Here is a 24,690-nt window from a genome sequence, read left to right as displayed (position 1 = left end):
TTGCGCATGCCGGACCGGCGTACTCACTTCTTTGCAAGGAACGTGCCTTGCGCTATCCGCTCGATTCCCCCCTTTTGGCGCCGCGCCGCGCACGCTCGTGCGCCATGACGCACCATGACGGTGCAGCGACGGCTCTCTCCGCCGCATCGACGCGCCGCGATCGCGCGCGGCCGATGCCGCGGCCGTCGACCATAGTTCCCCCGCGTGTCGCGAATGCGCAATCTGCACTGCACCAAATGCGCGCCCGCGGCCATCGTGCCCCTCGTGACGAATGGTGCCCCGCACCCCTCGTCCTGGCCTCGATCCCCGGTTTACCGGCCCGGGATGGCACGGCGCGCCGGGTCGTCGCGGCCCGCTCGCGGGAAAGCGGGCCGGCCACGCAACCTGCGCGGTCGGCCCTGGGGAAGTACCGTCTGCGGCCGCACCGGCGTTCGACGCGGTGAACTAACCGGTTAGCCGGGTCCGGCGCCTCAAACTTATGCAGCCGTAATACCGCCGACAATGCTCATGCATATTTCGACTGACACCGATCGAAAAAAAACATCGGTTGCCGGCGCGCGAGGCGCGGTAGGCTAGAAGGTTCGTGCAGCGAAACGGCGCCGCCGCCCCTGTGGGCGCCCGACATAACAAGCGAAGATCGAAATGGAAGCGAAGTGGCTGGAAGATTTCCTGAGCCTTGCGGATACCAAGAGCTTTTCCCGGGCCGCGCGTCATCGGCACCTCACGCAGTCGGCGTTCAGCAGACGAATCGCCGCGCTCGAAACGTGGATGGACGCGAAGCTGGTCGACCGCAGCATCAACCCCATCACGCTGACGCCGGCGGGCCAGATGTTCCGCGGGCTGGCCGCGGACATCCTGCGCAGCATGTATGCGGCACGCAACCTCGTGAACGGCTACGACCAGTTCGCGGCAAGCGACCAGGTCGTGCGCTTCGCGGTCGCGCATACGCTCGTGTTCACGCTGTTCCCCGAATGGCTCAAGCAGTTGAACGGAGAAGTCGGCCACGTGACCGCGCGCGTCAATGCGGTGAATGTGCCGGAAGGCGTACAGCAACTGGTCGAAGGTGAATGCGACCTGCTGCTCGGCTATCACCATCCGCAACTGCCGATCGTGCTCGATCCGAACCACTTCCCGTTCGTCACGCTCGGCGTCGAACGGATCCTGCCGGTGTCGACGCCCGACGCGCGCGGCAGGCCGGTATTCGAACTGCCGGGCGCGCCGGACGCGCCGCTGCCGCTGCTCGCGTATTCGTCGGGCGCGTTCCTCGGTAACGTCGTCGAGATGCTGCTGCTGAATGCGTCCGAATCGTATGCGCTGCACCGGTGCTTCGAGACGCACATGTCCGAGGCGCTCAAGGGCATGGTCGTGGCCGGGCACGGGATCGGCTGGCTGCCAGAAAGCTGCGTGGCGAAGGAACTCGCGGAAGGTTCGCTCGTGCGGGCAGGCTCGGCGGACTGGATTACCGAGCTCGAGATCCGCCTGTACCGGTCCGCGCGCAAGCGCGGGCTCGCGGCCGAACAGCTGTGGACCTACATCATGAACCGGCCGCGCGCCGCCGCCGACGGCCCGATCGCGGCCGAGCCGGCCGTGCGCATCGCGCGCCGCAGCGTCGGCGGCAGCCGATAGCCCCCTTCCCCGTCCTCATCGCCTGACTCCGCCGGCGCACGATGCGCGGATAACCGCGCGTCGCGCCGTCATTCAAGCGGCGCGCGCCGCGCATTTTCCGGTCCTGCCCGCAGTATTGATGCGAATATCGCGCGCTGGATCAAGCGCGTAAAACGCGCCAAACGTTTGCGAGTCCGGGCCGTATTTCTTTCTATCAGAAATATCTGATCCTGAATAACTTGCCGATTTCAACAGCAGAAATAACCTGTTACAGAACGAGATAAAAGTTTCGATTTGCATGGGACGACGATTTGCAGCAAAGCCGTCGCGCCCTATTTTTCGATTTCCACAACGTGTACGCCGATGTCATCGGAACGCCTCGAATACAGAGGCAAAACTTCCTTTTATCAGTCGTTATTTTTCGGCACGAATTCCGGCACCTCTTACGTCGTAAGTTTCCCGACGGGTCATTGTTACCGCTGAGCAAATTTCATGTCCGGCAATACCACCTTTATTCTGCTGATAGACATTCGTCGAATAAATCCCAATCCTGTTTAAATAAGACATTTTAAACGGTGTGTTGTTCGGGCTACACACAATTGTTTTTCCAAACCCATCGTGTATCAATAGCATGTCGCAAAAGCACGCAGATAATTTCGACTCGGAATAATGCGTCGTCATCGATTCCGGATGGAGGTTGCAATGTCTTCCTCGTCGTTTAAACAGCATGCTCGCCCGTTGCTCATCGTCGTATTCGCGCTCTGCATCCATGCCGTGGCCGAGGGCCAGACCCAAACCGAGATGCCTGCGTCCGGCGAGGGCACGGAGCGATACGTGATTTCGTACATCTGCGGCGATGCACGAATCGACGGTACGGCGCCGCTGCCCCCCGACGGCCGTCCGTACAACCTCGGTGTGTCGTTCGTGGCGGGCAGCACCGGGCAACCGCTGTCCAACGTGCAGGTACGGCTGCGGCGACACGGGCGCGTGCTGCTGGAATTCAAGGCCACGGGCCCGCGCTGTCTGTTTAGCGTGCCCGAGGCGAGTTACCGGGTCGAAGGGACTTATCAGGGGGCGACGCAGTTCGCGATCGTCGAAACGGGCGCGCTCACCACGCAGTTGAAATGGTGAGCCCCGGCCGAATCCGCGTGCCGACACCGCACGATCGCGCCATTCACCGCGATCCACCGCTATCCACCGAAACGAGGAGCATGGAATGACTCGCGCAGAGCGACCGGACGACGCGCCGGTCCGTCAGCCGAAACCCTCCTGGGGCCCGGGCAAGAATGCGGCCCTCAGCATCGTCGCGTTTGCCGCGATCTTCGGTGCGTTCGCGTATGTCGAGCGCGACGTGGGGATGGGCAACGCAGCCCACACGACCGTGAAGCACGACATCGCCGGCATGGTCGGCACCGCCGTCCAGAAATATCGCAACGCCATCGTGGCCGTGACGGACAACGCATCCGGCCCGTCCGCACCGGCCCGCGTCGCATCGACCGTCGCACAGGCCACGCCGGCTGGTTCGCCTGCATCGGCCGCGCCCGTGATGTCGGCGGCGGCCGAACCCACCGTGCCGCCGCCAATGGCGGCACGGTCCCACGCGAAACACGCGCGCCGTGCGCATGGGTCATCCCCGACGCTCGCGGCCAACGCGTCTGCCGCATCCGCCGGCGCGCGCACCACGCGCTCATCCGAAGCGCACCGGACGTCACGTTCGCAGGCGCTGGCGCGCACGAAAAAATCCGCCGACCCCGAGCCGAGCGTGCAGCCGCACTCGTATACAGCGGACTCGGCGCACATGCAGGCCGCCAGCGTGACGCGCGCGGAGGTGGAAGGCGCCCGCGCGCTGGCCAAAGCGCGCTCGTGCGCACAAATGGATCAATGGAACTGCGTGGAGCAAAACGCGAGCCGGGCACTCGCGATCGACCCGAAGAACAGCGAATCGCGCGCGCTGCTTGGACAAGCGATCCGTAACCGCCTGTGAGCCGGCCGGATGCCGCCGGGCCTCGCCACCCGGCAGCGTGATGGCGGACGACGAGCGTCGTCGGGCATGCAACCGATGTGATCGACAAGAAGTGAGGACATACCGTGGCTAACAATCGTAAAGAACAATGCACCACCGTCGCTCCGTCCAACCGGCGGATCCTCCTGCATGCGCCATTGCTGTTGCTGCTCGTCGCGTCCGGCCCCTGCTTTGCCGCCGAAGGCGACGCGGAACCGGGTAGCGCGCGCGAAATCGCCAGGACCTACGGCGCGCGGGATGCGCTGCCCCCCGACTTGCAGCCGACGGGGGCGCCGATGCAGGCCGCCCAGGGTTCGGGCACGCTGCCGCCTCATGCGCCGACGCCGATCGCGCTGGCGTCCGACGCGTCGCTGCAGATCGCTCAGGCATCGGCTATGCCGATCACGGTCGTGGTGGAACCGGAAGCGCCGCAATCGGGCGAGCCGGCGCCTGGCGCGCAGCCCCCCGATCCGCCGACACCTGTCGCGCCGACGCCCGACGGGCCGAAGCAACTGGCGCAGGCGTCCGACAGCGCGCTGCCGAGTACGCCTGTATCGATCGCGCAGACGCAGGACGCGCCGATGCAACTGGCGCAGACGTCCGACACCACGCCACCGAATACGCCTGCACCGGTCGCGCAGACGCCAGACGCGCCGATGCAGCTGACGCAGGCATCCGACACTGCACCGCCGAATACGCCTGCACCGGTCGCGCAGACGCAGGACGCGCCGGTACGACTGACGCAGGCATCCGACACCACACCGCCGAATACCCCCGCACCGATCGCACAGACGCAGGACGCACCAATGCCGCCTGCCCAGGCCACCAGCACCCAACCGCCCGATACACCGGCGCCTACCGCCGCGACGACATCCGAACCCTCCGCATCCGCCGCGTCGGCGCCGGCCCCGAGCGCGCAACCCTCCGACACCGCGCCGCAGCCCGCACAAGCCGCCACCACCACGCCACCGAATGCACCGACGCAAACCGCTCAGGCATCCGGCACGCCGATGCCGAACTCGCCCGCGCCCGTGACGCAGATGCCGGGCGCGCAGTTGCCGTCGTCCCAGGGGCCGGGTTCACAGACGCCCGGCGCCCAGCTACCCGGCGAATCCATACAACGATCGCAAGGGCCTGACGTCGAAACGCCGAACGCCAAGGCGCCCGACCTCCGTACCGCCGACGTCGAAACCGTGCGCAAAGACGTGTTCGGCCTCGCGGCGAGCGGCGGCGCGGTCGCGGCGCTCGACGAAGCGAAAGCGCGGCCCGATGCGTTCTCCGCCGTCGACATCGCGCAACTGGAAGAACTGTCGATTCGCCAGCAGGTGCGCGGCGGACGCGACAAGTCGCGCTCGATGACGAGTTCGGACCGCTTCGACGGACTCGACAACGCGCTGCGCGCGGCCGACGATCTCGACAAGCGGATGCCGGCCACACCCGAATACACGCCGGTCAGGACGGCGCTCGCGGGCGACCGCACGGTCGCCCTTGCGGCACGCGGCGACATGACGAAGGCCGTCGCGACGTTCGAGACCATCCCGCCCGACGCGGAGATCTCGATCGACGCGCTGGCGGCCGTCGGCGACGCCTACCTGTATCTGAGCGAACCGGGCAAGGCGAATGCCGTGTACCAGCGTGCGCTGAATCAGGCGACCGCGTCGCCGACGGACCGCGCAACCCGCGGCTTCCAGTACGGTGCGCGCACGCGCGCGATCGAACTGCGCGAAGGGCTGTTCTGGTCGTACGTCGACCGGGCCCGCGCGGCGGACGCGAAGCAGGTGCTCGACGACATGGGCAAGTCGCTGCCGCCGGCCACGGAGGTGCGCAACTACGGCCCGGGGGAAAGCGACTATCTGCGCTACTACCGGCTGCGCGCGCAATACCTCATCTTCACGGGTCACCCCGACGAAGGGATCGCCGCGCTCGAACAACTCGAGAACGAGGTGCCGTTCAACGCGGAGGTTCGCGCCGCACACGCCGATGCGGTGTCGGGCCAGTCGCATCCGCGCCAGGCGATCGCGATGTATCGCGCGTCGCTGGCCGACCACCCGGACAGCGTCGAGATGCTTGCGGGCCTGGGCCGCGCGTCGCTCACGGCGGACGACTACGCGAGCGCGAAGACCGTCGACCAGACCCTGGACAACACGTTCCCCGACAGCGGCGCCGTGCGCAGCTTCAAGCGCGATTACAAGGCGTACCGCAGCCCCATATTCACGACCGACCTGAGCTTCGAGCACGGCAACAGCGCGCTGGCCGACAACAGCTTCACGTCTGACAGCTATGTCTATTCGCAACCGTTCGGCGACAACTGGCGGGTCTTCTCGCACACGTTCTTCGGCCACGCGCAAACCGACAGCGGCAGCATCAGCCGGACCCGCACCGGCATCGGCGGCGACTACCGGCACGGGCCGCTCACGGTCCTCGGCGAAGTCACGCGCTCGTTCGGCGGGGACGGCCGAACCGGCGGCCGCGGGACGATCGCCTACGCGCTGAACGACTACTGGACCGTCTCCGGCGGGCTCGACAGCAACGACAACTCGCTGCCGTGGAAGGCGTATGCCGCGCACATCTGGGGCCGCTCCGCGAACGCGTCGGTCGTGTATCGCCAGAACGACCGTCGCGAGGTCAAGCTGGGCTACGGCGTGAGCCGCTACAGCGATTCGAACCTGCACCAGGAGATCACGGCGAGCGCCACGCAGCGCGTGTACACGGCCGCCAACCAGCTCGTCAACGTATCGCTGGATCTCGGCACCAGCAGCAACACGCGCCGGGACGCCCCCTACTTCAGCCCGGGCCGCGACTATGCGGCCGCGGCGACCGTGATGCACCAGTTGACGTTGTGGAAGAAAGGCGACATGGGGCTGCAGCAGCGCATCTCGGTGTCGGGCGGCGCCTACAACGAGCGCGGATTCGGCACCAGTGCGCTGTGGAGCGCGCGGCTCGAGCACGCGTGGACGTTCAAGCACGACATCACGCTGAGCTACGGCGTCGAGGTCAGCAGCCACGCGTACGACGGCTCGCGCGAGCGCTCCGAAACCGGCTTCCTGTCGCTCAACCTGCCGTTCTAGCAAGGAGATCGTACGATGCAATCCAGACGGACCTTCATGTGCGGATGCATGGGCGCATTTGCCGCCTGTTCGCTGTTCCCGGGCGTGAGCAATGCCAAGATGATCGACCTGCTGCCGCCGTCCGATCCGGCCGACGGCAAGACGTTTCGCGTGATCTGCCTGCATGACGTGCGTGACAACCTGATGGCGTCGTTCAACTCCCCGTCTGCGATCGTCGATCCGTTCGCGGTCGATACCGGCACGCTGACCGCGATCTTCTCGTGGCTGCAGACCAACAACTACCACACCATCACGGTCAAGCAGATCGAGGAGTCGCGGCACGGCGGCAAGCCGCTGCCGCCGCGCTCGGTGCTGCTCACGTTCGACGACGGCTTTCGCAGCCACTACACGAAGGTGCTGCCGCTGCTCGAGCGCTTCAAATATCCGGCCGTGATGGGCATCGTCACCGCGTGGATCGATACGCCGCCGGATACGCCGATCCGTATCAGCGACAAGGTGCAGGTGCCGCGCGACTACTTCCTGTCGTGGGACGAGGTGAAGAAGCTCGGCCAGTCGCACCTCGTCGAGCTCGGCTGCCACACCCACAACCTCCATCACGGCGCGATCGCGAATCCGCAAGGCAACGAGTTGCCGGCGACCACCTCGCACCTCTACCTGCAGGACCAGAAGCGCTATGAAACCGACGCCGAATTCGAAGCGCGCGTGCACAACGACCTCCAGACATGCATGCGGCAGATCCGCGAACACACCGGCATCGTCGCACGCTCGATGGTGTGGCCATACGGCGCGGAAAACCAGCCCGTGCGCAAGATATCGACGTCGCTCGGCATGGACATCCAGTTCAGCCTCGACGCCGGCCCGAATACGCCGGACGTGCCGCTGGACCGCTTGAGACGGATCCTGATGATGTACGACGTCGACATCGGCGGATTCGAGCGCTCGATGCGCGAACCGGCGTCCAACCGCGGCGACGTCGACGTGCCCGAGCGCACCGTGCAGATCGATCTCGACCAGGTCTACGATCCGGACCCCGCGCGGCAGGAAGCGAATCTCGGCAAGCTGATCGAACGCATCCACCGGATGCAGCCGAAATCGGTGTACCTGCAGGCGTATGCGGACCCGAAAGGCACGGGCGTGGCCGAAGCGGTGTATTTCCCGAACCGGCACCTGCCGATGCGCTCCGACCTGTTCTCGCGCGCCGCATGGCAGCTCAACACGCGCGCCAACGTGCAGGTGTACGCGTGGATGCCGGTGCTCGCATTCCGGCCGCCGGCGAACAAGCAGCGCGGGATCGAGGCCGTGAGCGCCTACGGCGGCGCGCCGGCCCGCGAGAACGGCACGCGCGTGTTCCGGCTGAGCCCGTTCGATCCGGATGCGCGGCTGATGATCCAGCAGATCTACGAGGATCTCACGAAGCACGCGTCGTTCAGCGGCATCCTGTTCAGCGACGATGCCGTGCTCGACGACTACGAGGATGCGGGCAAGCATGCGCTGCGCACCTATTCGCAGTGGGGGCTGCCGGCCGATATCGGCAAGATCCGAGAGAACCCCGACCTGATGAAGCGCTGGACGCGCCAGAAGTCGCGCTATCTGATCGACCTGACCCGCCAGCTCTCGCAGATCGTGCTGGCCCACCAGAATGCGGGCGACGTGCTGACCGCACGCAACATCTTCGCGATGCCGGTGCTCAAGCCGGAATCGGAAGCGTGGTACGCGCAGAACTACGACGATTTCCTCGCGACCTACGACTACGTCGCGCTGATGGCGATGCCGTACATGGAACAGGCCAAGGACCCCGAAGAGTGGCTCGACCAGCTCGTGCAGGCCGTTCATGCGAAGCAGCGCGGGCTGGAGCGCACGGTGTTCGAACTGCAATCGTACGACTGGCGCGCTCACAAGGACGTGCCGGCCAGCACGCTGCTCGGGCAGATGCGGCGACTGCGCAGCAAGGGCGCGGTGAATTTCGGCTACTACCCCGACAACTTCCTGAACGGCCAGCCACAACTCGAAGCGATGCGCGACGTGATGTCGCTGAAGTCCCGCCTCGACGCGAACTCGATCAATGCACTGATGCAGATGCAGCATCCGCAGGGAACCAAGACGCCATGAACACCCATAGCATCATCCAGCGCCTGCAGGACTTCGTCTTCTACTATCCGTTCTTCATGTCATATCTGTGGATGATCGGCGGCGTCGTTCACTACTTCCTGCTCGAGGAGGGCCGCGAGCTGTCGATGCGCACGATCGCGTCGAGCGGCATCCCTAAGATTTCGATCGTCGTGCCGTGCTTCAACGAAGCGGCGAACGCGCGCAGCGTGATCCGGCACCTGAACGCGATGGACTACCCGAACTACGACATCATCGCGGTCAACGACGGCAGCCAGGACCGCACCGGCGAGATCCTCAACGAGCTGGCCGTCGAGATCCCGCGGCTGCTCGTGATCCATCACGCGCGCAACGAGGGCAAGGCGGTCGGGCTCACGACCGCGGCCGCGGTATCGAACGCCGAATACCTGCTCTGCATCGACGGCGACGCGCTGCTCGCGCACGACGCGATCGGCTGGATGCTCGAGCATTTCCTGACCGATCCGGGCGTCGGCGCGGTCACCGGCAATCCGCGTATCCGCACGCGCACGTCGCTGCTCGGGCGCATGCAGGTCGGCGAATTCTCGTCGATCGTCGGACTCATCAAGCGCACGCAGCAGGTGTACGGCCGCATCTTCACGGTATCGGGCGTGATCACGATGTTCCGCAAGACCGCGCTCGCCGATGTCGGCTACTGGAGCTCGGACATGCTGACCGAGGACATCGACATCAGCTGGAAGCTGCAGTGCCGCGACTGGCGCGTCGTGTACGAGCCGCACGCGCTCAGCTGGATCCTGATGCCCGAGACGGTCAGGGGGCTCTACCGGCAGCGGCTGCGCTGGTCGAAGGGCGGCATCCAGGTGCTGATGAAGTACGCGGGTACGCTCGCGCGGCCCACGCAGATGATGATGTGGCCGCTGTTCATCGAGTACCTGATCGGCATCGCGTGGGCGTACTCGATGTCGTTCATCCTGCTGCTCGCGCTGATCGGCGTCGTCTATCCGCTTCCGCCGAACTGGCATGTGTCCGTGGTGCCGCACTGGCACGGGATGCTGCTGGTGGCGACCTGCATCCTGCAGCTGATCATCGGCAGCATGATCGATCGTCGTTACGACGAAAAACTCCTGATGTACTTCCTTGACACCATCTGGTACCCCGTCGCGTTCTGGTTGATCAGCATGGTCACCACCGTCGTCGCCCTGCCCGCCGTCGTACTGCGGGGCCGCGGCAAGCGCGCCGTTTGGGTCAGTCCCGACCGAGGCATTCAACATGAAGAACGCGCCGATTATTGACCTTTCCCTGCGCGCGCCGCGCGAACTGATCGCCGAGCGCGGCGGGATCGTCGGACCCGTGCTCGTCGCGTGGTTCCGCCTGATGCGGCCCGCGTTGGTGGGCGGCGTCTGGGCATCGATCTGCATCTATACCTACCGCTACCTGTTGCCGTTCAACGAGGCCGAGATGCCGATCGAACAGATCGTGTTCTACGTGACGAGCATCGCGCTGATCGCCGGCACGATCGTCATGTGGCTGATCGCGGGGCGCGTCGTGCATCCGCTCGCGTACCGGTGGCGCGTGTCGAAGATGCTGCGGCGCTCGGCCAGCGTGAAGGTGCGCTCGGTCGCGCCGACCGCGCTCGCGGGCGCCCGCCGGCGCGGCGCACGACGCACGACGCGCATTCTCGTCGCGTCGCACGACGCGAACGGCTCGATCTCGGGCATCGAGTGGGTCGCGCATGCAGGGCCACAACCCCGCGAATAGATCCGAGCAGACGTGCCGCGCCGCGCGCGACCCATGCCGCGCGGCGCGACACCGCTCCTGATATCGTGCTGCCGCGCGTCGCGCGCGCCAGCCGGCAACTTCCCTGGAGAGAGGTAAATCATGTGCGGAATCGTCGGAGCAAGCGGCCTGAACAATCAGGTGCCGCAACTGGTCAATGCGCTGAGCCGGCTCGAGTATCGCGGCTACGATTCGTGCGGCATCGCCGTGCTACGCGACGGCCACCTGCGCAGCGAACGCACGCTGCGGCGCGTGGCGGACCTGCAGGATCGCGTGCTGACGCTCGGTCTCGAAGCGCAGACCTGCATCGCGCACACACGCTGGGCGACACACGGCGCGCCGTCGGAAGTCAACGCGCATCCGATCATGTCAGGCGACACGATCGCGGTCGTGCACAACGGGATCATCGAAAACCATGACGCACTGCGCGCCGAACTGCGGCAGCGCGGCTATACGTTTCGCGGAGAAACCGACACCGAGGTGATCGCGCACCTGATCCATAGCGTCTATCGCGACGACCTGTTCGATGCCGTCGTCCGCGCGGTCAAGCGGCTGCACGGCGCGTATGCGATCGCCGTGCTGAGCGCGCTCGAACCGCAGCGGCTCGTCGCCGCGCGCGCCGGCTCGCCGCTCGTGATCGGCATCGGCGCGGACCAGAACTATCTGGCGTCCGACTGCGCGGCGCTCGGCGACCTGACCGATCGCTTCGTCTACCTCGAAGACGGCGACGTCGCGCTGATCACGCCGGAGCGCATCGACGTCGTCGATTCGGTCGGGTGCGAAGCCAGGCGTCCGCTGTGCGAGGTCAAGGCGCGCGACGACGACGCCGCGCTTGGGCCCTATCAGCACTTCATGCAGAAGGAGATCTTCGAGCAGCCGAAGGCGATTGCCGCCACGATCGACGGCATCGACACGATCTCGCCCGCGCTGTTCGGCGGCGAGGAAAGCGCGCGCGCGTTGTTGTCGAAGACCAGAAACGTACTGCTGCTCGGCTGCGGCACCAGCTACTACGCGGGCCTGACGGCGAAATACTGGCTCGAGAGCATCGCGGGCATCCCAGCACAGGTCGAGATCGCGAGCGAATACCGCTATCGCGATAGCGTGCCCGAGCCGCGCACGCTGGTCGTCGGCATCTCGCAGTCCGGCGAGACCGCCGACACGATCGGCGCGATCGAGCGCGCGCGCGGGATGGGCCAGGACATGTCGATGGCGATCTGCAACGTGGCGACCAGTTCGATCGCGCGCAGCGCGCCGCTCTGCTTCCTGACGCGTGCCGGCATCGAGCTCGGCGTCGCGTCGACCAAGGCGTTCACGACGCAGCTCGTCGCACTGTTCCTGCTGACGCTGACGCTCGCGCAGCAGCGCGGCCGGCTCGACGCCGCGCAGGTCGCGATGCACCTGAAGAAACTGCACGAACTGCCGGAGCGCATCGCCCACGCACTCGCGCTGGAAACGCAGATCATGGGCTGGGCCGCGAAGTTCGCGCGCACCGAGAACGCGCTGTTCCTCGGGCGCGGCATTCACTATCCGATCGCGCTGGAAGGCGCGCTGAAGCTCAAGGAAGTGTCGTACATCCATGCGGAAGGCTATCCGGCCGGCGAGCTGAAGCACGGCCCGCTCGCGCTCGTCACCAGCGCGATGCCGGTCGTCACGATCGCGCCGGACGACCGCCTGTTCCAGAAGCTGAAGTCCAACATGGCCGAAGTGCGCGCCCGCGGCGGACGGCTGTACGTGCTCGCGGGGCATCAGCTCGAGATCGAGGCCGACCGCGACACGCACCTGATCCGCGTGCGCGAATCGGGCGATGCGCTGTCGCCGATCGTCAACGTGATTCCGTTGCAGCTGCTCGCGTATCACGTCGGCTGCGCGCGCGGCGCCGACGTCGACAAGCCGCGCAACCTCGCGAAATCGGTCACCGTCGAATGACGGGACGGCCGGACGTGGCGCACGCGGTCACCCTACGCGCACGCGCGGCCCGGCGTGCCGCCGCGTGGCGCGTCGCGGCTGTTCTGTGCGGCGCGTGCGGCGCCGCCGTGGCGCCGTCGTACGCGTGCGCGGGCGCGCCGGTCGTGCACACGGTCACCGTGCAGGAACCCGCGGCGCCGCAGGAACGCGGCGACGCGCGGCGCTTCATGCACGGGATCGGCGTGGCCGATGCGGGCGACGGCCGGCGCTGGGTGTTCTTCAGCAGCTCGGGCATCGCGCCGCGCGGCGCGCTGCACAACGGCAACTGGCCGCATGACGTGTATGTCGGCGAATGGCTGCCGGGCAAGCCGGGCCTGCTGCGCGTCCGTACGTTCATCAGCCGCCCGGAGGCGCAGGAACCCGTGTCGATCGCGCAGAACCCGCGCGGCGACATCTTCGTTACGTTCGAGGACGGCTGGGACACGCCGGAGACGGTCAGCCAGCGATACGGCATCTACCGGCGCGACCTGAAGCCCGTCAAGCCCTACCCGAACGACGTCGAAGCGGGCGGCCACTCGGGGCACGTCGCCGCGGTGGGCGAACGCTTCGTCGTGTTCTATTCCGCCGACTGGATCGACGGCGGCGGCGTCGACAATCTCGGCACCGGCAACGGCGTCTACGTGAAAACCTACGACGCCGAAGGACACGTGCTGAACCATGTGCCGGTCGCGCCGCGCCGCCGCGAGTGGTGGCCCATGGTCGCGGGCTCGCCGCGCCGCGCGCTGCTGGTCTGGCAGAAATACATCGAAGGCAGCACGGACGCGACGCTCGAATACGCAACGTTCGATCCGGTCACGGCCAAGCTCGACAAGCTCGGGGTGCTGAACGACACGATCCAGTACTACGTGTATTCGGCGGCCTACGTGCCGGCGGTCGACCGCTTCGTCGTCGTCACGACGACCGCCGACAATCGCGGCGTCGCGATGCTGATCGAGCCGGACGGCCGTCGCGTCGCGACGCTCGACTGCCTGCCCGCGTCGGTGCGGGAGTCCGGGATCGGCGTCGACGGCACGCATGCGTACGTGCCGACCCGCGACGGGCGGCTGCTGACGCTCGCGCTTTCGCCCACGGGCATGTCGGTGAGCGGCGTACAGCGTTCGCCGATTCCGTGGAGCTCGACCGGCATCGCCGGATTCCCGGCACGCGGCGGGGCGATGCATTTCGTGTCGCTGACACCGTCCGGCACGCGCGAAGCCGATTTCGACACGGCGCGGAACACGCCGTTGCCGAAGGCCGACGCGCAGTGTCCGACGCATTGACGACGCCGCGCGTCGATCCGGATCGACGCGCTTCACAGATGCCTTTGCGCCGCTGTCGGAACCGCGTGGCGCGATGCCTGCGCACGCATCCGGCGGCTGCATAGCCGGACACGCCGACGTCGCCGGTTCGATCCCGGCCCCCGTGCTCCCCTGCTCCCGCGCCGCAGTCGCCAGCGCCGCGCGTACCGGATAGACTGTCGCCCGATTCCTTCCATCGGCCGCGGCACTCGCCCTTTTGCCGCCGCCGCAACGCCCCTTCCACGGAGTACGAATGCTGAAGCGCCGGTGGTTTTCGCTGTTGCTGATGATGGCGTGCCTGATCGCCACGCGCGCATCCGCCCAGGGCTCGCTCGAACTCGACACCGACGGCACGCCGCGCGTCCTGACGCGCGAGGCGCTGCTCGCGCGCGCCGACGCGACGGACATCCACGTGCCGCGCGACATTGCGTACGGCCGGCCAATGACGTTCCGCGCGGTGCCGTTCGCCGCGCTGCTCGGCGACATGCCGCCAGCCGCCGACGGCGTGCTCGAAACGCGCGCGGCCGACGGTTTCGCCGCGCAATTACCGCTGGATCTCGCGCGCCGCCGTGCGCCGGCCGGCGCCATCGCGTGGCTCGCGATCGAGGATCCTGCGCACCCGTGGCCGAAGCTGCCGGGCAAGCAGGTCAGCGCGGGGCCGTTCTATCTCGTGTGGCTCGGGGCGGACGCGTCGTCGGTGCGCGGCGAGCAGTGGCCGTATCAGATCGTGCGCATCACGGTCGAATCGTCGCCGCTCGCGCGCTGGCCGTCGCTGGCCGTCGCTCCCGCGCTGCCGGCGAACGATCCGGCCCGCGTGGGCCAGCGGCTGTTCGTCACGCAATGCCTCGCGTGCCACCGCCTCGACGGCGCGGGCAGCAGCCAGGCCGGCCCCGACCTGAACGCGCCGATGAATCCCGTCGACTACTTCCAGCCCGCCGCGCTGCGCCGCTACATCCGCAATCCGGCATCGGTGCGCGACTGGCCGGGCCGCGTGATGCCGGCGTTCCCGCCCGAGCAACTGAGCGACCGGGAACTCGACCAGATCGTCGCCTACCTCGCGTACATGGCGCGGCGCAAGGCCGGCAAGTAAGCCGCGCCGATCAGGCGCCCGTTTCCTGCGCGCTTTGCAGCACCGCGCGCAGCAGCACGTCCGCCCCCGCCGTCGACCATTCCGGGGTGATCGCCTCGGCCTCGTTGTGGCTCAGCCCGTCGACGCACGGCACGAAGATCATGCCGGTGGGCGCGACGCGCGCGACATAGCATGCGTCGTGGCCCGCACCGGACACGATGTCCATGTGCGAGAGCCCGAGCGCCTGCGCCGCGTCGCGCACCGCGTCGATGCAGCGCGGCGCGAACGGCACCGGCGCATACGTGAAGATCTGCTCGATCCGCGCGCCGAGCCCGGCGTCGGCCGCCACGCGCGCCAGTTCCGCACGCAGCGCCGCATCGAGTGCGTCGAGCACCGCATCGTCGGGATGGCGAAACTCGACCGTGAAGAAGCAGTTGCCCGGCACCGTGTTGCGCGAATTCGGGCGCGCCTCGATCATCCCGACCGTTGCGCGCGCATGTGGCGCATGGCGACGGCCGAGCGCATCGACGAATTCGATCATCCGCGCGGCGCCCACCAGCGTGTCGCGCCGGAATTCCATCGGCGTCGTGCCCGCGTGCGCGTCGACGCCCGTCAGCGTCACCTCGTACCAGCGCTGGCCCTGCCCGGCCGTCACGACGCCGATCGTCTTGCCCGCGCGCTCGAGAATCGCGCCCTGTTCGATATGCAGTTCGTAGGCGGCATGCACCGGATAGCCGCCGACGGGCTCGGCACCCGCATAGCCGATCCGCGCGAGTTCCTCGCCGATCGTCTTGCCGGCGCCGTCGGTGCGCGACAGCCCGTATTCGAGCGGATAGACGCCCGAGAACACGCCGGCAGAGATCATCGCCGGCGCGAAGCGCGAGCCTTCCTCGTTGGTCCAGATCACGACGTCGATCGGGCGCTCGGTCTCGATGCCCGCATCGTTCAGCGCGCGCACGACCTCGAGGCCGCCGAGCACGCCGTAGATGCCGTCGTAGCGGCCGCCGGTCGGCTGCGAATCGGCGTGCGAGCCCGTCATCACCGGCGCGGCGTCGGGATTGCGGCCCGCGCGGCGCGCGAACACGTTGCCCATCCGATCCACCCGCACCGTGCAGCCGGCGTCGCGCGCCCACTGCACGAACAGGTCGCGCGACTCGCGGTCGAGATCGGTCAGCGCGAGACGGCACACACCGCCCTTCGGCGTCGCGCCGATCTGCGCCATCCGTTCGAGCGATGCCCACAGCCGCGTGCCGTCGACACGCGGTGCGCGTGCGAGGTCGTCACGCATTGCCGGCCTCCGCTGCGTCGTCGCGCGGCGCGGCCTGCAGCGCATAGCGGAAATCGCAGCGCTTGCCGCCCTGCATGATCGTGCTCGTGCGCGTGAGCGCGATGCGCGGGTCGTAACCCTCGATGAAGTAGCTGTCGCGCGCGCAGCTCAGCAGATGGCCGATCTCGCCGAGCCCCATCGCGTGATACATCTCCGCATAGCTGCAGCGATGCACGTCGTAGTCGTAGTGCGCGTCATCCGCGCGGCGCACCTCGACGTCGAGCGCGTCGTCCTTCTCCCACAGCACCTGCAGCGAGATGAATGACTGCACGCTCGTGCCGTCGGGCTCCTGCGCGGCGAACGTGCGGCCCGCGTCGACAGCCGCGCCACGCACGGCTTCCGCGATCACGGCCTGCGCGCGCTCGGCGCCGAATTCGCGCTTCATGATCTCGTAGATCGGCTTGATGATTTCCGCTTCGATGCGGCGCCGCGCGAGGATGCCGAGGCGCGTGTCCTCGTGTGCCGCCGCGGCTGCCTGGGTCGTGTCGGTCATGGGAAACGTCTCCGTCGTTATTTCGTTGCGGGGCGCGCGCCGCCGAGCACGTCGACGACGGTCCACTTGCCGCCGCGTACCTGGTAGATCGTGAACGCCGGATCCTTCAGATTGCCTTCCTGATCGAACGCGACCCGGCCGGTCACGCCGGACCGGTCGATCGCGCGCACGGCCGCGACCACCTTCGCGGGCTGCGTCGTGCCGGCCTTCTGAACGGCCGCGATCAGCGTGGCGGCCGCGTCGTACGCGAACGGCGCGTGCAGCTCGATCGGCGCGTGCCAGCGCGCGCGATATTGCGCGTCGAACGCGTTGCCGCCCGGCATCCGGTCGAGCGGCAGGCCCGGTTCGAGCGCCGTCACGCCTTCGCCGTCCTTGCCCGCGAGCGACAGGAACGTCTGGCTCACGAAACCGCCGGCGCCGAGCAACGGCGCGTTCACGCCGAGCTGGCGCATCCGGCGCGCGATCGGCGCGGCCTGCGCGTCGAGCCCGCCGAAGAACACGAGATCCGCGCGCTTGCCCTTGATCGCGGTCAGCACGCCGCTGAAGTCGGTCGTCTTGTCGTTCACGTACTGGCGGTCGACGATCGTGCCGCCGTTCGCCTGCACGCCCTTGATGAACTGGTCGGCCAGCCCCGCGCCGAACGACGTGCGATCGTCGATCACCGCGATGCGCTTCGCCTTCAGGGTCTTCACCGCATACGCGCCGGTGAAGTTGCCGCCCGCATCGTCGTGACCCATGATGCGGAACGCCGTCGCGTAGCCCTGCTGCGTGTACTGGTGGCCGGTGGAGGCCGGCGCGATCTGCGCAATGCCCGCATCGCGATAGACGCGCGACGCCGGCACGCTGCAGCCCGTGTTCCAGTGACCGACGACGCCGATCACGTGCTGGTCGACCAGCTGCTGCGCGACCGCGACGGCCGTGCGCGGGTCGGATTGGTCGTCGGCCGCGACGAGCTTGTAGACGACCGGCTTGCCGCCGATGCTCGGATGCTTCGCGTTCGCGTCGTCGATCGCGAGTTGGGCGCCGTTCTGCAAGTCCTTGCCGATGCGCGCGGACGGGCCGGTGAGCGGCGCGGCGAGGCCGATCAGGATCGTCTGCGGCGCGGATTGCGCGAAGGCGGGAACGGCCGCGATGAGGGCGGCCGCGGAAAAGGCGAGACGGGCGGGAAGAAAGGCGATTTTCATGTGCGGGGATCAGTGATTCGGATCAAAACATGAAAAATATTAAAGATTCGGCACCCGCACCCCAAATACTCAATTGTTGGATGCTTATGCCATTCCCGACACAATAGCGTAAACGCCTGTAAATACAGCGCATTTTCAGATTGTCGCTTACCCTGATTTTTCGATAAAATTCGACACATGAAAAATATCGAACAATTGCCGCACGATCCGCCGCTGCGCGCCGTCCGCGCGTTCGAGGCGTTCGCGCGTCTCGGCTCGGTCACCGCGGCCGCGCACGAACTCGACATCACGCCGTCCGCGGTCAGCCATCAGCTGCAACTGCTCGAAGCGTTCATCCAGACGCCGCTGACCGTGCGCGAAGGCAGGCTGCTCGCGCTCACCGACGAGGGGCGCGACTATTACCGCTCGATCAGCGCCGCGTTTTCGGTGCTGCGCAGCGCGACGCGCTTCGTGCGCGACCGCTCGTCGCTGCGGCAGATCACGATCAGCCTGATTCCGCTGCTCGGCATCGGCTGGTTCATTCCGCGGCTGCACGCGTTCCTCGCCGACAACACCGACGTCGACGTCACCGTGCTGTACGCCCATCACCGCAACTATCGAAGCGACGCGTCGGATCTATCGATCCGCTTCGGCACCGGCGACTGGCCCGGCTACCGCTGCGAGCGGCTGCTGCCGGGCGCGATGGTGCCGATGTGCAGCCCGTCGTTCCTGAAGCGCCACGGGCCGTTCCGCACGCCGGCCGATCTCGCGCGGGCGCCGCTCGTGCACGACGAGGATCGCAGCACCTGGGTCAACTGGCTGCAGGGCGCCGGCGTGCGGCACGTGTCGCATGCGGTGGGGCCGATGTTCGAGGATGGGCAACTGACGCTGAGCGCGGCGCGCGCGGACCTCGGCGCGGCGCTGCTGCGCGCGCCGCTGGTCGAGCGCGAACTGGCGAGCGGCGAACTCGTGCAGCTGTTCGACCACGCGCTCGACGACGGGCGCGACTACTACCTGTGCACGCGCGAGGATGCGGACATGCCGGACGGCGCGAGACGGCTTGCCGACTGGCTGAGGAAGATCGCCGCCTGAGCGGCTGGCCCGCCGCCTGACGGCCGGGCGTCTCCACACGCGTGGCCCGCGCGAGCGGCGTCCGTCATGCATGCTGGAGAGCCGCGCGTCACACTGCCCGCCCCCAGCCGCGCTCGGCCGCATACGCGACCGTCGCCCGCGCCAGCTCCTGCGTGCTGTCGATCAACGCGAACGGCGCATCGCGCAACGCACGCGCGGCGATCGGAATTTCCGTGCAGCCCATCACCGCCACACCCACGTCCCGCCGCGCGAGCGTCGCGAGCGCGCGCGTCAGGCACCGCGCCGACGCATCGATCTTCCCCGCCTTGACGGCCGCGATGCACGCGACGATATCGCGCTGCGCGGCCACGCCCGGCATCACCGGCTCGAAACCGCGCGCACGCAGCGCCGCCTGGTAGAGGCCCGACACCAGCGTGCCGCCTGTCGCAAGCACCGCGACGCGCCGCAGGCCGGCCGGCAACGCGGCCACCGACGCATCGACGATATGCAGGATCGGCACCGCGCTGCGCTCGCGCAGCGGCGCATACCAGTGATGCGCGGTATTGCACGGGATCGCGATCACGTCGACGCCGCAGCGGTTCAACAGCGCAACGCCGTCGAGCAGCGCCGGCAGCGGATCGGTCCCGCCGTCGACGATCGCGCGCACGCGATCGGGCGTCTGCGTCAGGTTCGCGACGATCATCGGCAGATGATCCTGATCGCAGCGCGCGCGCGTCAACCGGATCACGCGATGCATGAAGTCGACCGTGGCCAGCGGTCCCATTCCGCCCAATACACCGATGAGTGCCATGATGCCTCCTTCACGCGCGCGACGGCCGCGCACAGATCGCGGATACGACGGCCGAGTTGCCGATCACCAGCAACAACGTCCGCAAGATCTCGCAGAACGGATCGACTGCCACGAACAGCACGAACGCGGCCTCGAACGGCAGGTGCAGCGCCGCGCACGCCATCCCCGCGAGCGACACGGTCACGACCCCCGACGTACCGGTCGATGCAAACCCGGCCAGCACCGACGCCACCAGCAGGACACACAGCTCGCCGGGGCCGAGCGGGCGCTCGTAGAGTTGCGCGACGAACAGCGTCGCGCTCGCGTAATAGACCATCGGCCCGACGCGCAGCAGCGACACGGCGAGCGGCACGACCAGTTCGACGCGCGCCCGCGCAAAGCCGAATCCGTCGGCCAGGCACTCGATCATGCTCGGCATGCAGGCCACGCTGCTGCGCGTGGCGAGCGCCATCGCGAACGGCGTGCGCAACCCGGCGAGCGTCTCGGGCAGCGTCGCGCCCGAGCGCTTCCAGATCACGACGATCGCCGCCGCGATCAGCACGAGCGCGACGACGACGAACGCCACGACGAAGCGGACCATCGCCTCGAGCGGCCCGAACCCGGATGTGCCGATCTGCGCGGCGCCGCCGCAGAACAGCACGATCGGCGTCGGATACGCGAGCCAGTGCATGATCTTCTGGCACGTGAAATACACGGTTTCCAGCGTCTGGCTCAGCGCCGCCGAGATACTCGCCGGCACGCACCCCGACGCGAAGCCGAAGAACAGCGAGAACACCAGCGCCTTCAGCGTGTCGCCGCTCGCGAGCGCCGCGAAGAAGTTGCCGGGCACCAGCGCGATCAGCATGTCGGCGAGACCCGACGACTTCTCCGCGGGATCCGTGCCGTACAGCGTCATCACGGTGTCGCTCGCCGCGCCGTCGCTGCCGAGCAGCGCGCCGAACGCCTTCAGCGTCGCGTTCGACAGGTGCTCGCCCGGGCGCATCGCGACCAGCACGACCGCGCCGACCACCACGACGAACACCGACACGCAGCCGAAGATCGCGATCACGCGCATCACGAGATCCGATGCGCTGCCCTCGCGCAGCAGCCGCTGCAGGCTGAAGATCACGGCGGCCGTCATGAATGGCAGCGCCGTCATCTTGAGCAGGCCGACGTACACCTCGCCCACGTAGTCGAACTGCGGCGCGGCGACCGGCCACAGCATGCCCGCGACGATCCCGAGCGCGAGGCTGCCGAATACCGTCAACGGATGGATCGCCAGCGCATGCAGCCGCTCGATGCGTGGCTTGATCCTGCGGGTGTCGTTCATGTTCATATCAGTGGCCCATCGCATCGAGCAGGGATTTCACGTCGAGCCGCTTGTTGCGCTCGGCCAGGAACTGGTTGACGAACGCGAGCAGCGTCGGCGCGGACACCGGCACGCCGACGGCGATCGCATCGGTCAGGTCGTCGAATGTCGCGACGCGCAGCCGGATCGGCGCGGTCGGGCTGTCCTGCATCATCAGCTTGATCGCGAGTTCGTCGCGATACACGGCCGATACCGCGCCGGCGTTCAGCGCATCGAGCGCCGCCGGCCAGTCCGGATAGATGCGTACCCGCGCGGCCGGGAAATCGTTGCGCACATAATCGGCGTAGGCCGAGCCCTCGGCGACGCCGATCGTGCCGCGGTAGTCGCGCACGACTTCCGGCAGCGGCCGCCCTTTCGCGAGTTCCGCAAAGCTGACGCGGTTGATCAGCAGCGCGCGCCGCAGGCTGATGTACGGCGTGCTGAAGCTGACCACCTGCGCCCGCGGCAACGTGCGCGACAGCTTGCTGATCGCGACGTCGGCCTGCCCGGTCGCGAGCAGGTGAACGACGTCGTCGAAGGTGCGCGCGTCGCGGTCGAACTGCACGGCCACGCCGAGCTTTTTTGCCAGCTCGTCGGCGAGGTCGATGTCGACGCCCGCCAACGCGCCGTTGCGCGACCAGAAGAACGGCGGCTGATCGACGCCGAGCACCGCGACGACGAGCGTGCCGCGCGTGACGATGCGCGCGAACTCGGGCGCAAGCAGCCGGCCGTCGGGCATCGGCACGAGGCCGGTGGCGGTGGTGGCCGTGGTGGCGGGCGCGGTCGGTGCGTACGCGTCGACGGCCACGGCCGGTGCACCGCACGACACTGCGATGAATGCGCAGGCCGCGCCGCGCAAGTGCCGAAGCACGCATCGGCGCACGAGGAAGATGTCGCGGCACCACGCAAGCAGCGCGCGCGCGGCGCGTCCGGAAAAGAGGTTCATGGCGCAGGTTGACGGAGCGTGTCGAACGACCGCGCAGCCGTTCGTGCCGAACGGATGCCGGGCCTGGCGCGAAGCGCGTGGCCGTGGTTCGGCGCCGCTCGCTCCCGCACGCCCAATGTGTCAGAAGCGCCGGCCGGCCGAAATCCGCCGGAAGGCCCGGCCCGGATGTCACGGGCCGTCCGGACGGCCCGCCGCAACGGGGGCCGGAAGCAGATAGGAATTCCCGATGCCGAGGATTGAAACAAGCAATTTCACAAACTCGGGGTCAACCCGGATACTGGGAACACTTCATCAACACCAACCCAAAGGAACTCGCAAGATGCCGATCATCAACACCCAAATCAAGCCGTTCAAGGCAACCGCATACCACAACGGCGAATTCGTGCCCGTGTCCGAAGAGAACTTCAAGGGCAAGTGGTCCGTCGTCGTGTTCTACCCGGCCGACTTCACGTTCGTCTGCCCGACCGAGCTGGGCGACCTCGCCGACCGCTACGCGGAATTCCAGAAGCTGGGTGTCGAAATCTACGGCGTGTCGACCGATACGCACTTCACGCACAAGGCATGGCACGACACGTCGGACACGATCGGCAAGATCAAGTACCCGATGATCGGCGACCCGACGCTCACGCTGTCGCGCAACTTCGACGTGCTGATCGAGGAAGAAGGGATGGCGCTGCGCGGCACGTTCGTGATCAACCCGGAAGGCGAGATCAAGCTGTGCGAAATCCACGACAACGGCATCGGCCGCGACGCAGGCGAACTGCTGCGCAAGGTGCAGGCTGCGCAATACATCGCGGCGCACCCGGGTGAAGTGTGCCCGGCCAAGTGGACGCCGGGTGCGGAAACGCTGACCCCCTCGCTCGACCTGATCGGCAAGATCTGACGCTCGCTGCGTACGCCTCGCACGAGGCGCGCGAGCGACGCGCCGCGGGCCGCCTCGTGCGGCCCGCGCCCTCCTCCGGCACGACGTGCCCGACCAGAAATATCAATACGGAATCCGAAACGCCATGCTCGACGCCAATCTCAAGAATCAACTGAAAGCGTACCTCGAAAAGATCACGCGCCCGATCGAACTCGTCGCGTCGCTCGACGACAGCGCGAAGTCGCAGGAACTGCTTGCGCTGCTCAACGAGATTGGGTCGCTGACGTCGCGCGTGACCGTGACCGAACGCCGCGACGACGCCGAGCGCAAGCCGTCGTTCTCGATCGGCGAACCCGGCAAGCCGGCGGGCATCCGCTTCGCCGGCATCCCGATGGGCCATGAATTCACGTCGCTCGTGCTGGCGTTGCTGCAGACTGGCGGCCATCCGATCAAGCTCGACGACGACGTGATCGAACAGATCCGTGCGCTCGACGGCGACTACGCGTTCGAAACGTATTTCTCGCTGTCCTGCCAGAACTGCCCGGAAGTCGTGCAGGCGCTGAACGTGATGTCGCTGATCAACCCGCGCATCCGCCACGTCGCGATCGACGGCGCGCTGTTCCAGAACGAAGTCGAAGCGCGCCAGATCATGGCCGTGCCGACGATGTTCCTGAACGGCGAATCGTTCGGCCAGGGCCGCAGCAGCGTGAAGGAGATCCTCGCGAAGCTCGACACGGGCGCCGGCGCCCGCGCCGCGAAGTCGCTCGAGAACAAGCCGGTGTTCGACACGCTGATCGTCGGCGGCGGCCCGGCCGGTGCGGCCGCCGCGATCTACTCGGCGCGCAAGGGCATCGCGACGGGCGTGGTGGCCGAGCGTTTCGGCGGCCAGGTGCTCGACACGATGGCGATCGAGAACTTCGTGTCGGTGCAGGAAACCGAAGGGCCGAAGTTCGCCACCGCGCTCGAGCAGCACGTGAAGCAGTACGACGTCGACATCATGGACGTGCAGCGCGCCGACGCGCTGATTCCCGGCGACGTGCATCAGATCCGCCTCGCGAACGGCGCGGTGCTGAAGGCGAAGACGATCATCCTGGCAACCGGCGCGCGCTGGCGCGAAATCAACGTGCCGGGCGAGCGCGAATACCGCAACCGCGGTGTCGCATACTGCCCGCACTGCGACGGCCCGCTGTTCAAGGGCAAGCGCGTCGCGGTGGTCGGCGGCGGCAACTCGGGCGTCGAGGCCGCGATCGACCTCGCCGGCATCGTGAGGGAAGTCACGCTGCTCGAATACGGCGCGCAACTGCGCGCGGACGAGGTGCTGCAGCGCAAGCTTCGCAGCCTGCCGAACGTGACGATCGTCACGCAGGCGCAGACGACCGAGCTGACCGGCGACGGCAGCAAGCTGAACGGGCTCGTCTACAAGGATTTGGGTTCGGGTGAAGCGAAGCGCGTCGATCTCGAAGGCGTGTTCGTGCAGATCGGCCTCGTGCCGAACACCGAATGGCTGAAGGGCACGATCGAATTGTCGAAGCACGGCGAGATCATCGTCGATGCACGCGGCGCGACGTCGGTGCCCGGCGTGTTCGCGGCCGGCGACGTGACGACGGTGCCGTTCAAGCAGATCGTGATCGCGGTCGGCGAAGGCGCGAAGGCCTCGCTCGGCGCGTTCGATCACCTGATCCGGCAGGACGCGACGCCAGCTGCGGCCGACGCGCCGCAGGCCGAAGAAGCGATCGCCGCGTAACGCGCGACGCACCGCCCGGATTCGTCTCTCTTGGCCCCGCATGCCCTGGTCGGCGTGCGGGGTCTTTTTTCATCCGGCGTCGTGCGGCGCTGTGCGAGC

General features: G+C 67.5%; 21 protein-coding genes. 13 read left to right on the top strand and 8 right to left on the bottom strand.

Translation table 11 applies throughout. The annotated features are described in order from the left end of the window. The first annotated feature begins 642 nt into the window (after positions 1-642). Entirely contained in the window at positions 643-1,626 is a 984-nt protein-coding gene (locus tag SB786_RS18520; RefSeq protein ID WP_410728703.1) for a LysR substrate-binding domain-containing protein, read from the top strand. Between the two features lie 72 nt (positions 1,627-1,698). On the opposite strand, the gene SB786_RS18515 is transcribed toward SB786_RS18520, so the two are convergent. After that, positions 1,699-1,905 carry a hypothetical protein gene (locus SB786_RS18515; RefSeq protein WP_410728702.1) on the bottom strand — a complete coding sequence of 69 codons (207 nt, stop codon included), beginning with the start codon at positions 1,903-1,905 and terminating at the stop codon, positions 1,699-1,701. A 114-nt stretch (positions 1,906-2,019) separates the two neighbouring features. Continuing rightward, positions 2,020-2,400 (bottom strand): hypothetical protein, encoded by a 381-nt coding sequence (locus SB786_RS18510; protein WP_410728738.1) that lies wholly within the window; start codon positions 2,398-2,400, stop codon positions 2,020-2,022. On the opposite strand from SB786_RS18510, the gene SB786_RS18505 reads away from it, so the two are divergent. From SB786_RS18505 to SB786_RS18465, 9 genes are all read left to right on the top strand, one after another. Further along, positions 2,308-2,736 (top strand): hypothetical protein, encoded by a 429-nt coding sequence (locus SB786_RS18505; RefSeq protein ID WP_410728735.1) that lies wholly within the window; start codon positions 2,308-2,310, stop codon positions 2,734-2,736. The genes SB786_RS18510 and SB786_RS18505 overlap by 93 nt on opposite strands. Before the next feature lie 85 nt (positions 2,737-2,821). Then, entirely contained in the window at positions 2,822-3,589 is a 768-nt protein-coding gene (locus SB786_RS18500) for a hypothetical protein (protein WP_410728701.1), read from the top strand. Positions 3,590-3,693: 104 nt separating this feature from the next. Then, positions 3,694-6,675 carry a poly-beta-1,6 N-acetyl-D-glucosamine export porin PgaA gene (gene pgaA / locus SB786_RS18495; RefSeq protein WP_410728700.1) on the top strand — a complete coding sequence of 994 codons (2,982 nt, stop codon included), beginning with the start codon at positions 3,694-3,696 and terminating at the stop codon, positions 6,673-6,675. A 15-nt stretch (positions 6,676-6,690) separates the two neighbouring features. Further along, positions 6,691-8,784, top strand: coding sequence for a poly-beta-1,6-N-acetyl-D-glucosamine N-deacetylase PgaB (gene pgaB, locus SB786_RS18490; protein ID WP_410728699.1), 2,094 nt, complete (start codon positions 6,691-6,693; stop codon positions 8,782-8,784). Continuing rightward, positions 8,781-10,052, top strand: coding sequence for a poly-beta-1,6-N-acetyl-D-glucosamine synthase (gene pgaC / locus SB786_RS18485; RefSeq protein WP_410728698.1), 1,272 nt, complete (start codon positions 8,781-8,783; stop codon positions 10,050-10,052). The genes pgaB and pgaC overlap by 4 nt, the downstream gene beginning before the upstream one ends. Beyond that, entirely contained in the window at positions 10,030-10,518 is a 489-nt protein-coding gene (locus SB786_RS18480) for a Biofilm PGA synthesis auxiliary protein PgaD (protein WP_410728697.1), read from the top strand. The genes pgaC and SB786_RS18480 overlap by 23 nt, the downstream gene beginning before the upstream one ends. A 120-nt stretch (positions 10,519-10,638) precedes the next feature. Continuing rightward, entirely contained in the window at positions 10,639-12,462 is a 1,824-nt protein-coding gene (gene glmS, locus SB786_RS18475) for a glutamine--fructose-6-phosphate transaminase (isomerizing) (RefSeq protein WP_410728696.1), read from the top strand. Beyond that, the gene (locus SB786_RS18470) at positions 12,459-13,760 is read left to right on the top strand and encodes a hypothetical protein (RefSeq protein ID WP_410728695.1); all 1,302 of its coding nucleotides are present in this window, start codon (positions 12,459-12,461) and stop codon (positions 13,758-13,760) included. The genes glmS and SB786_RS18470 overlap by 4 nt, the downstream gene beginning before the upstream one ends. 271 nt (positions 13,761-14,031) lie before the next feature. Further along, a complete protein-coding gene (locus SB786_RS18465; RefSeq protein WP_410728694.1) occupies positions 14,032-14,868 on the top strand; it encodes a c-type cytochrome in 837 nt (278 codons plus the stop codon). A gap of 10 nt (positions 14,869-14,878) precedes the next feature. Here SB786_RS18465 and SB786_RS18460 read toward each other — a convergent pair whose 3' ends face one another. Genes SB786_RS18460 through SB786_RS18450 form a run of 3 tightly spaced genes read right to left on the bottom strand, consistent with a single transcriptional unit; the run spans position 14,879 to position 17,851 of the window. Next, positions 14,879-16,135, bottom strand: a complete 1,257-nt coding sequence (locus tag SB786_RS18460) for a Zn-dependent hydrolase (protein WP_410728693.1) — start codon at positions 16,133-16,135, stop codon at positions 14,879-14,881. Next, positions 16,128-16,667 (bottom strand): L-2-amino-thiazoline-4-carboxylic acid hydrolase, encoded by a 540-nt coding sequence (locus SB786_RS18455; protein ID WP_410728692.1) that lies wholly within the window; start codon positions 16,665-16,667, stop codon positions 16,128-16,130. Before SB786_RS18455 ends, SB786_RS18460 begins: the two co-directional genes overlap by 8 nt. A 17-nt stretch (positions 16,668-16,684) precedes the next feature. Further along, a complete protein-coding gene (locus SB786_RS18450) occupies positions 16,685-17,851 on the bottom strand; it encodes a branched-chain amino acid ABC transporter substrate-binding protein (protein ID WP_410728691.1) in 1,167 nt (388 codons plus the stop codon). 177 nt (positions 17,852-18,028) lie between these two features. Between SB786_RS18450 and SB786_RS18445 the strand changes: the two genes are divergently transcribed. Next, positions 18,029-18,922, top strand: coding sequence for a LysR substrate-binding domain-containing protein (locus SB786_RS18445; protein WP_011658529.1), 894 nt, complete (start codon positions 18,029-18,031; stop codon positions 18,920-18,922). An 88-nt stretch (positions 18,923-19,010) separates the two neighbouring features. On the opposite strand, the gene SB786_RS18440 is transcribed toward SB786_RS18445, so the two are convergent. The 3 genes from SB786_RS18440 to SB786_RS18430 are packed head-to-tail and all read right to left on the bottom strand — an operon-like array spanning position 19,011 to position 21,985. Further along, on the bottom strand, positions 19,011-19,712 hold the full coding sequence (locus SB786_RS18440) for an aspartate/glutamate racemase family protein (RefSeq protein ID WP_410728690.1): 702 nt from the start codon (positions 19,710-19,712) through the stop codon (positions 19,011-19,013). A gap of 10 nt (positions 19,713-19,722) precedes the next feature. Next, positions 19,723-21,027 (bottom strand): dicarboxylate/amino acid:cation symporter, encoded by a 1,305-nt coding sequence (locus tag SB786_RS18435; protein WP_410728689.1) that lies wholly within the window; start codon positions 21,025-21,027, stop codon positions 19,723-19,725. Between the two features lies 1 nt (position 21,028). Next, complete coding sequence (locus SB786_RS18430) at positions 21,029-21,985, bottom strand: ABC transporter substrate-binding protein (protein ID WP_410728688.1); 957 nt, start codon at positions 21,983-21,985, stop codon at positions 21,029-21,031. Between the two features lie 319 nt (positions 21,986-22,304). On the opposite strand from SB786_RS18430, the gene ahpC reads away from it, so the two are divergent. Together ahpC and ahpF are read left to right on the top strand one after the other, a co-directional pair. Beyond that, positions 22,305-22,868, top strand: coding sequence for an alkyl hydroperoxide reductase subunit C (gene ahpC / locus SB786_RS18425; protein ID WP_034179823.1), 564 nt, complete (start codon positions 22,305-22,307; stop codon positions 22,866-22,868). Positions 22,869-22,992: 124 nt separating this feature from the next. Further along, positions 22,993-24,591 (top strand): alkyl hydroperoxide reductase subunit F, encoded by a 1,599-nt coding sequence (gene ahpF, locus SB786_RS18420; protein WP_410728687.1) that lies wholly within the window; start codon positions 22,993-22,995, stop codon positions 24,589-24,591. Positions 24,592-24,690: the final 99 nt, after the last annotated feature.

Source organism: Burkholderia sp. SIMBA_062 (assembly GCF_046534765.1).
Classification (GTDB): Bacteria; Pseudomonadota; Gammaproteobacteria; order Burkholderiales; family Burkholderiaceae; genus Burkholderia; species Burkholderia ambifaria.
The sequence above is the reverse complement of the archived record's forward strand: the minus strand, read 5'-3'. Positions and strand labels throughout refer to the sequence as shown.

What these genes read in the sequence shown, in the direction of transcription:
- SB786_RS18520 (WP_410728703.1), top strand. Translation starts at nt 643, where the DNA reads ATGGAAGCGAAGTGGCTGGAAGATTTCCTGAGCCTTGCGGATACCAAG.
- ahpF (WP_410728687.1), top strand. Translation starts at nt 22,993, where the DNA reads ATGCTCGACGCCAATCTCAAGAATCAACTGAAAGCGTACCTCGAAAAG.
- SB786_RS18470 (WP_410728695.1), top strand. Translation starts at nt 12,459, where the DNA reads ATGACGGGACGGCCGGACGTGGCGCACGCGGTCACCCTACGCGCACGC.
- pgaC (WP_410728698.1), top strand. Translation starts at nt 8,781, where the DNA reads ATGAACACCCATAGCATCATCCAGCGCCTGCAGGACTTCGTCTTCTAC.
- SB786_RS18460 (WP_410728693.1), bottom strand. Translation starts at nt 16,135, where the DNA reads ATGCGTGACGACCTCGCACGCGCACCGCGTGTCGACGGCACGCGGCTG.
- SB786_RS18455 (WP_410728692.1), bottom strand. Translation starts at nt 16,667, where the DNA reads ATGACCGACACGACCCAGGCAGCCGCGGCGGCACACGAGGACACGCGC.
- SB786_RS18500 (WP_410728701.1), top strand. Translation starts at nt 2,822, where the DNA reads ATGACTCGCGCAGAGCGACCGGACGACGCGCCGGTCCGTCAGCCGAAA.
- SB786_RS18480 (WP_410728697.1), top strand. Translation starts at nt 10,030, where the DNA reads ATGAAGAACGCGCCGATTATTGACCTTTCCCTGCGCGCGCCGCGCGAA.
- SB786_RS18515 (WP_410728702.1), bottom strand. Translation starts at nt 1,905, where the DNA reads ATGCAAATCGAAACTTTTATCTCGTTCTGTAACAGGTTATTTCTGCTG.
- SB786_RS18450 (WP_410728691.1), bottom strand. Translation starts at nt 17,851, where the DNA reads ATGAAAATCGCCTTTCTTCCCGCCCGTCTCGCCTTTTCCGCGGCCGCC.
- SB786_RS18465 (WP_410728694.1), top strand. Translation starts at nt 14,032, where the DNA reads ATGCTGAAGCGCCGGTGGTTTTCGCTGTTGCTGATGATGGCGTGCCTG.
- SB786_RS18445 (WP_011658529.1), top strand. Translation starts at nt 18,029, where the DNA reads ATGAAAAATATCGAACAATTGCCGCACGATCCGCCGCTGCGCGCCGTC.
- SB786_RS18435 (WP_410728689.1), bottom strand. Translation starts at nt 21,027, where the DNA reads ATGAACATGAACGACACCCGCAGGATCAAGCCACGCATCGAGCGGCTG.
- SB786_RS18430 (WP_410728688.1), bottom strand. Translation starts at nt 21,985, where the DNA reads ATGAACCTCTTTTCCGGACGCGCCGCGCGCGCGCTGCTTGCGTGGTGC.
- SB786_RS18505 (WP_410728735.1), top strand. Translation starts at nt 2,308, where the DNA reads ATGTCTTCCTCGTCGTTTAAACAGCATGCTCGCCCGTTGCTCATCGTC.
- ahpC (WP_034179823.1), top strand. Translation starts at nt 22,305, where the DNA reads ATGCCGATCATCAACACCCAAATCAAGCCGTTCAAGGCAACCGCATAC.
- pgaB (WP_410728699.1), top strand. Translation starts at nt 6,691, where the DNA reads ATGCAATCCAGACGGACCTTCATGTGCGGATGCATGGGCGCATTTGCC.
- glmS (WP_410728696.1), top strand. Translation starts at nt 10,639, where the DNA reads ATGTGCGGAATCGTCGGAGCAAGCGGCCTGAACAATCAGGTGCCGCAA.
- SB786_RS18440 (WP_410728690.1), bottom strand. Translation starts at nt 19,712, where the DNA reads ATGGCACTCATCGGTGTATTGGGCGGAATGGGACCGCTGGCCACGGTC.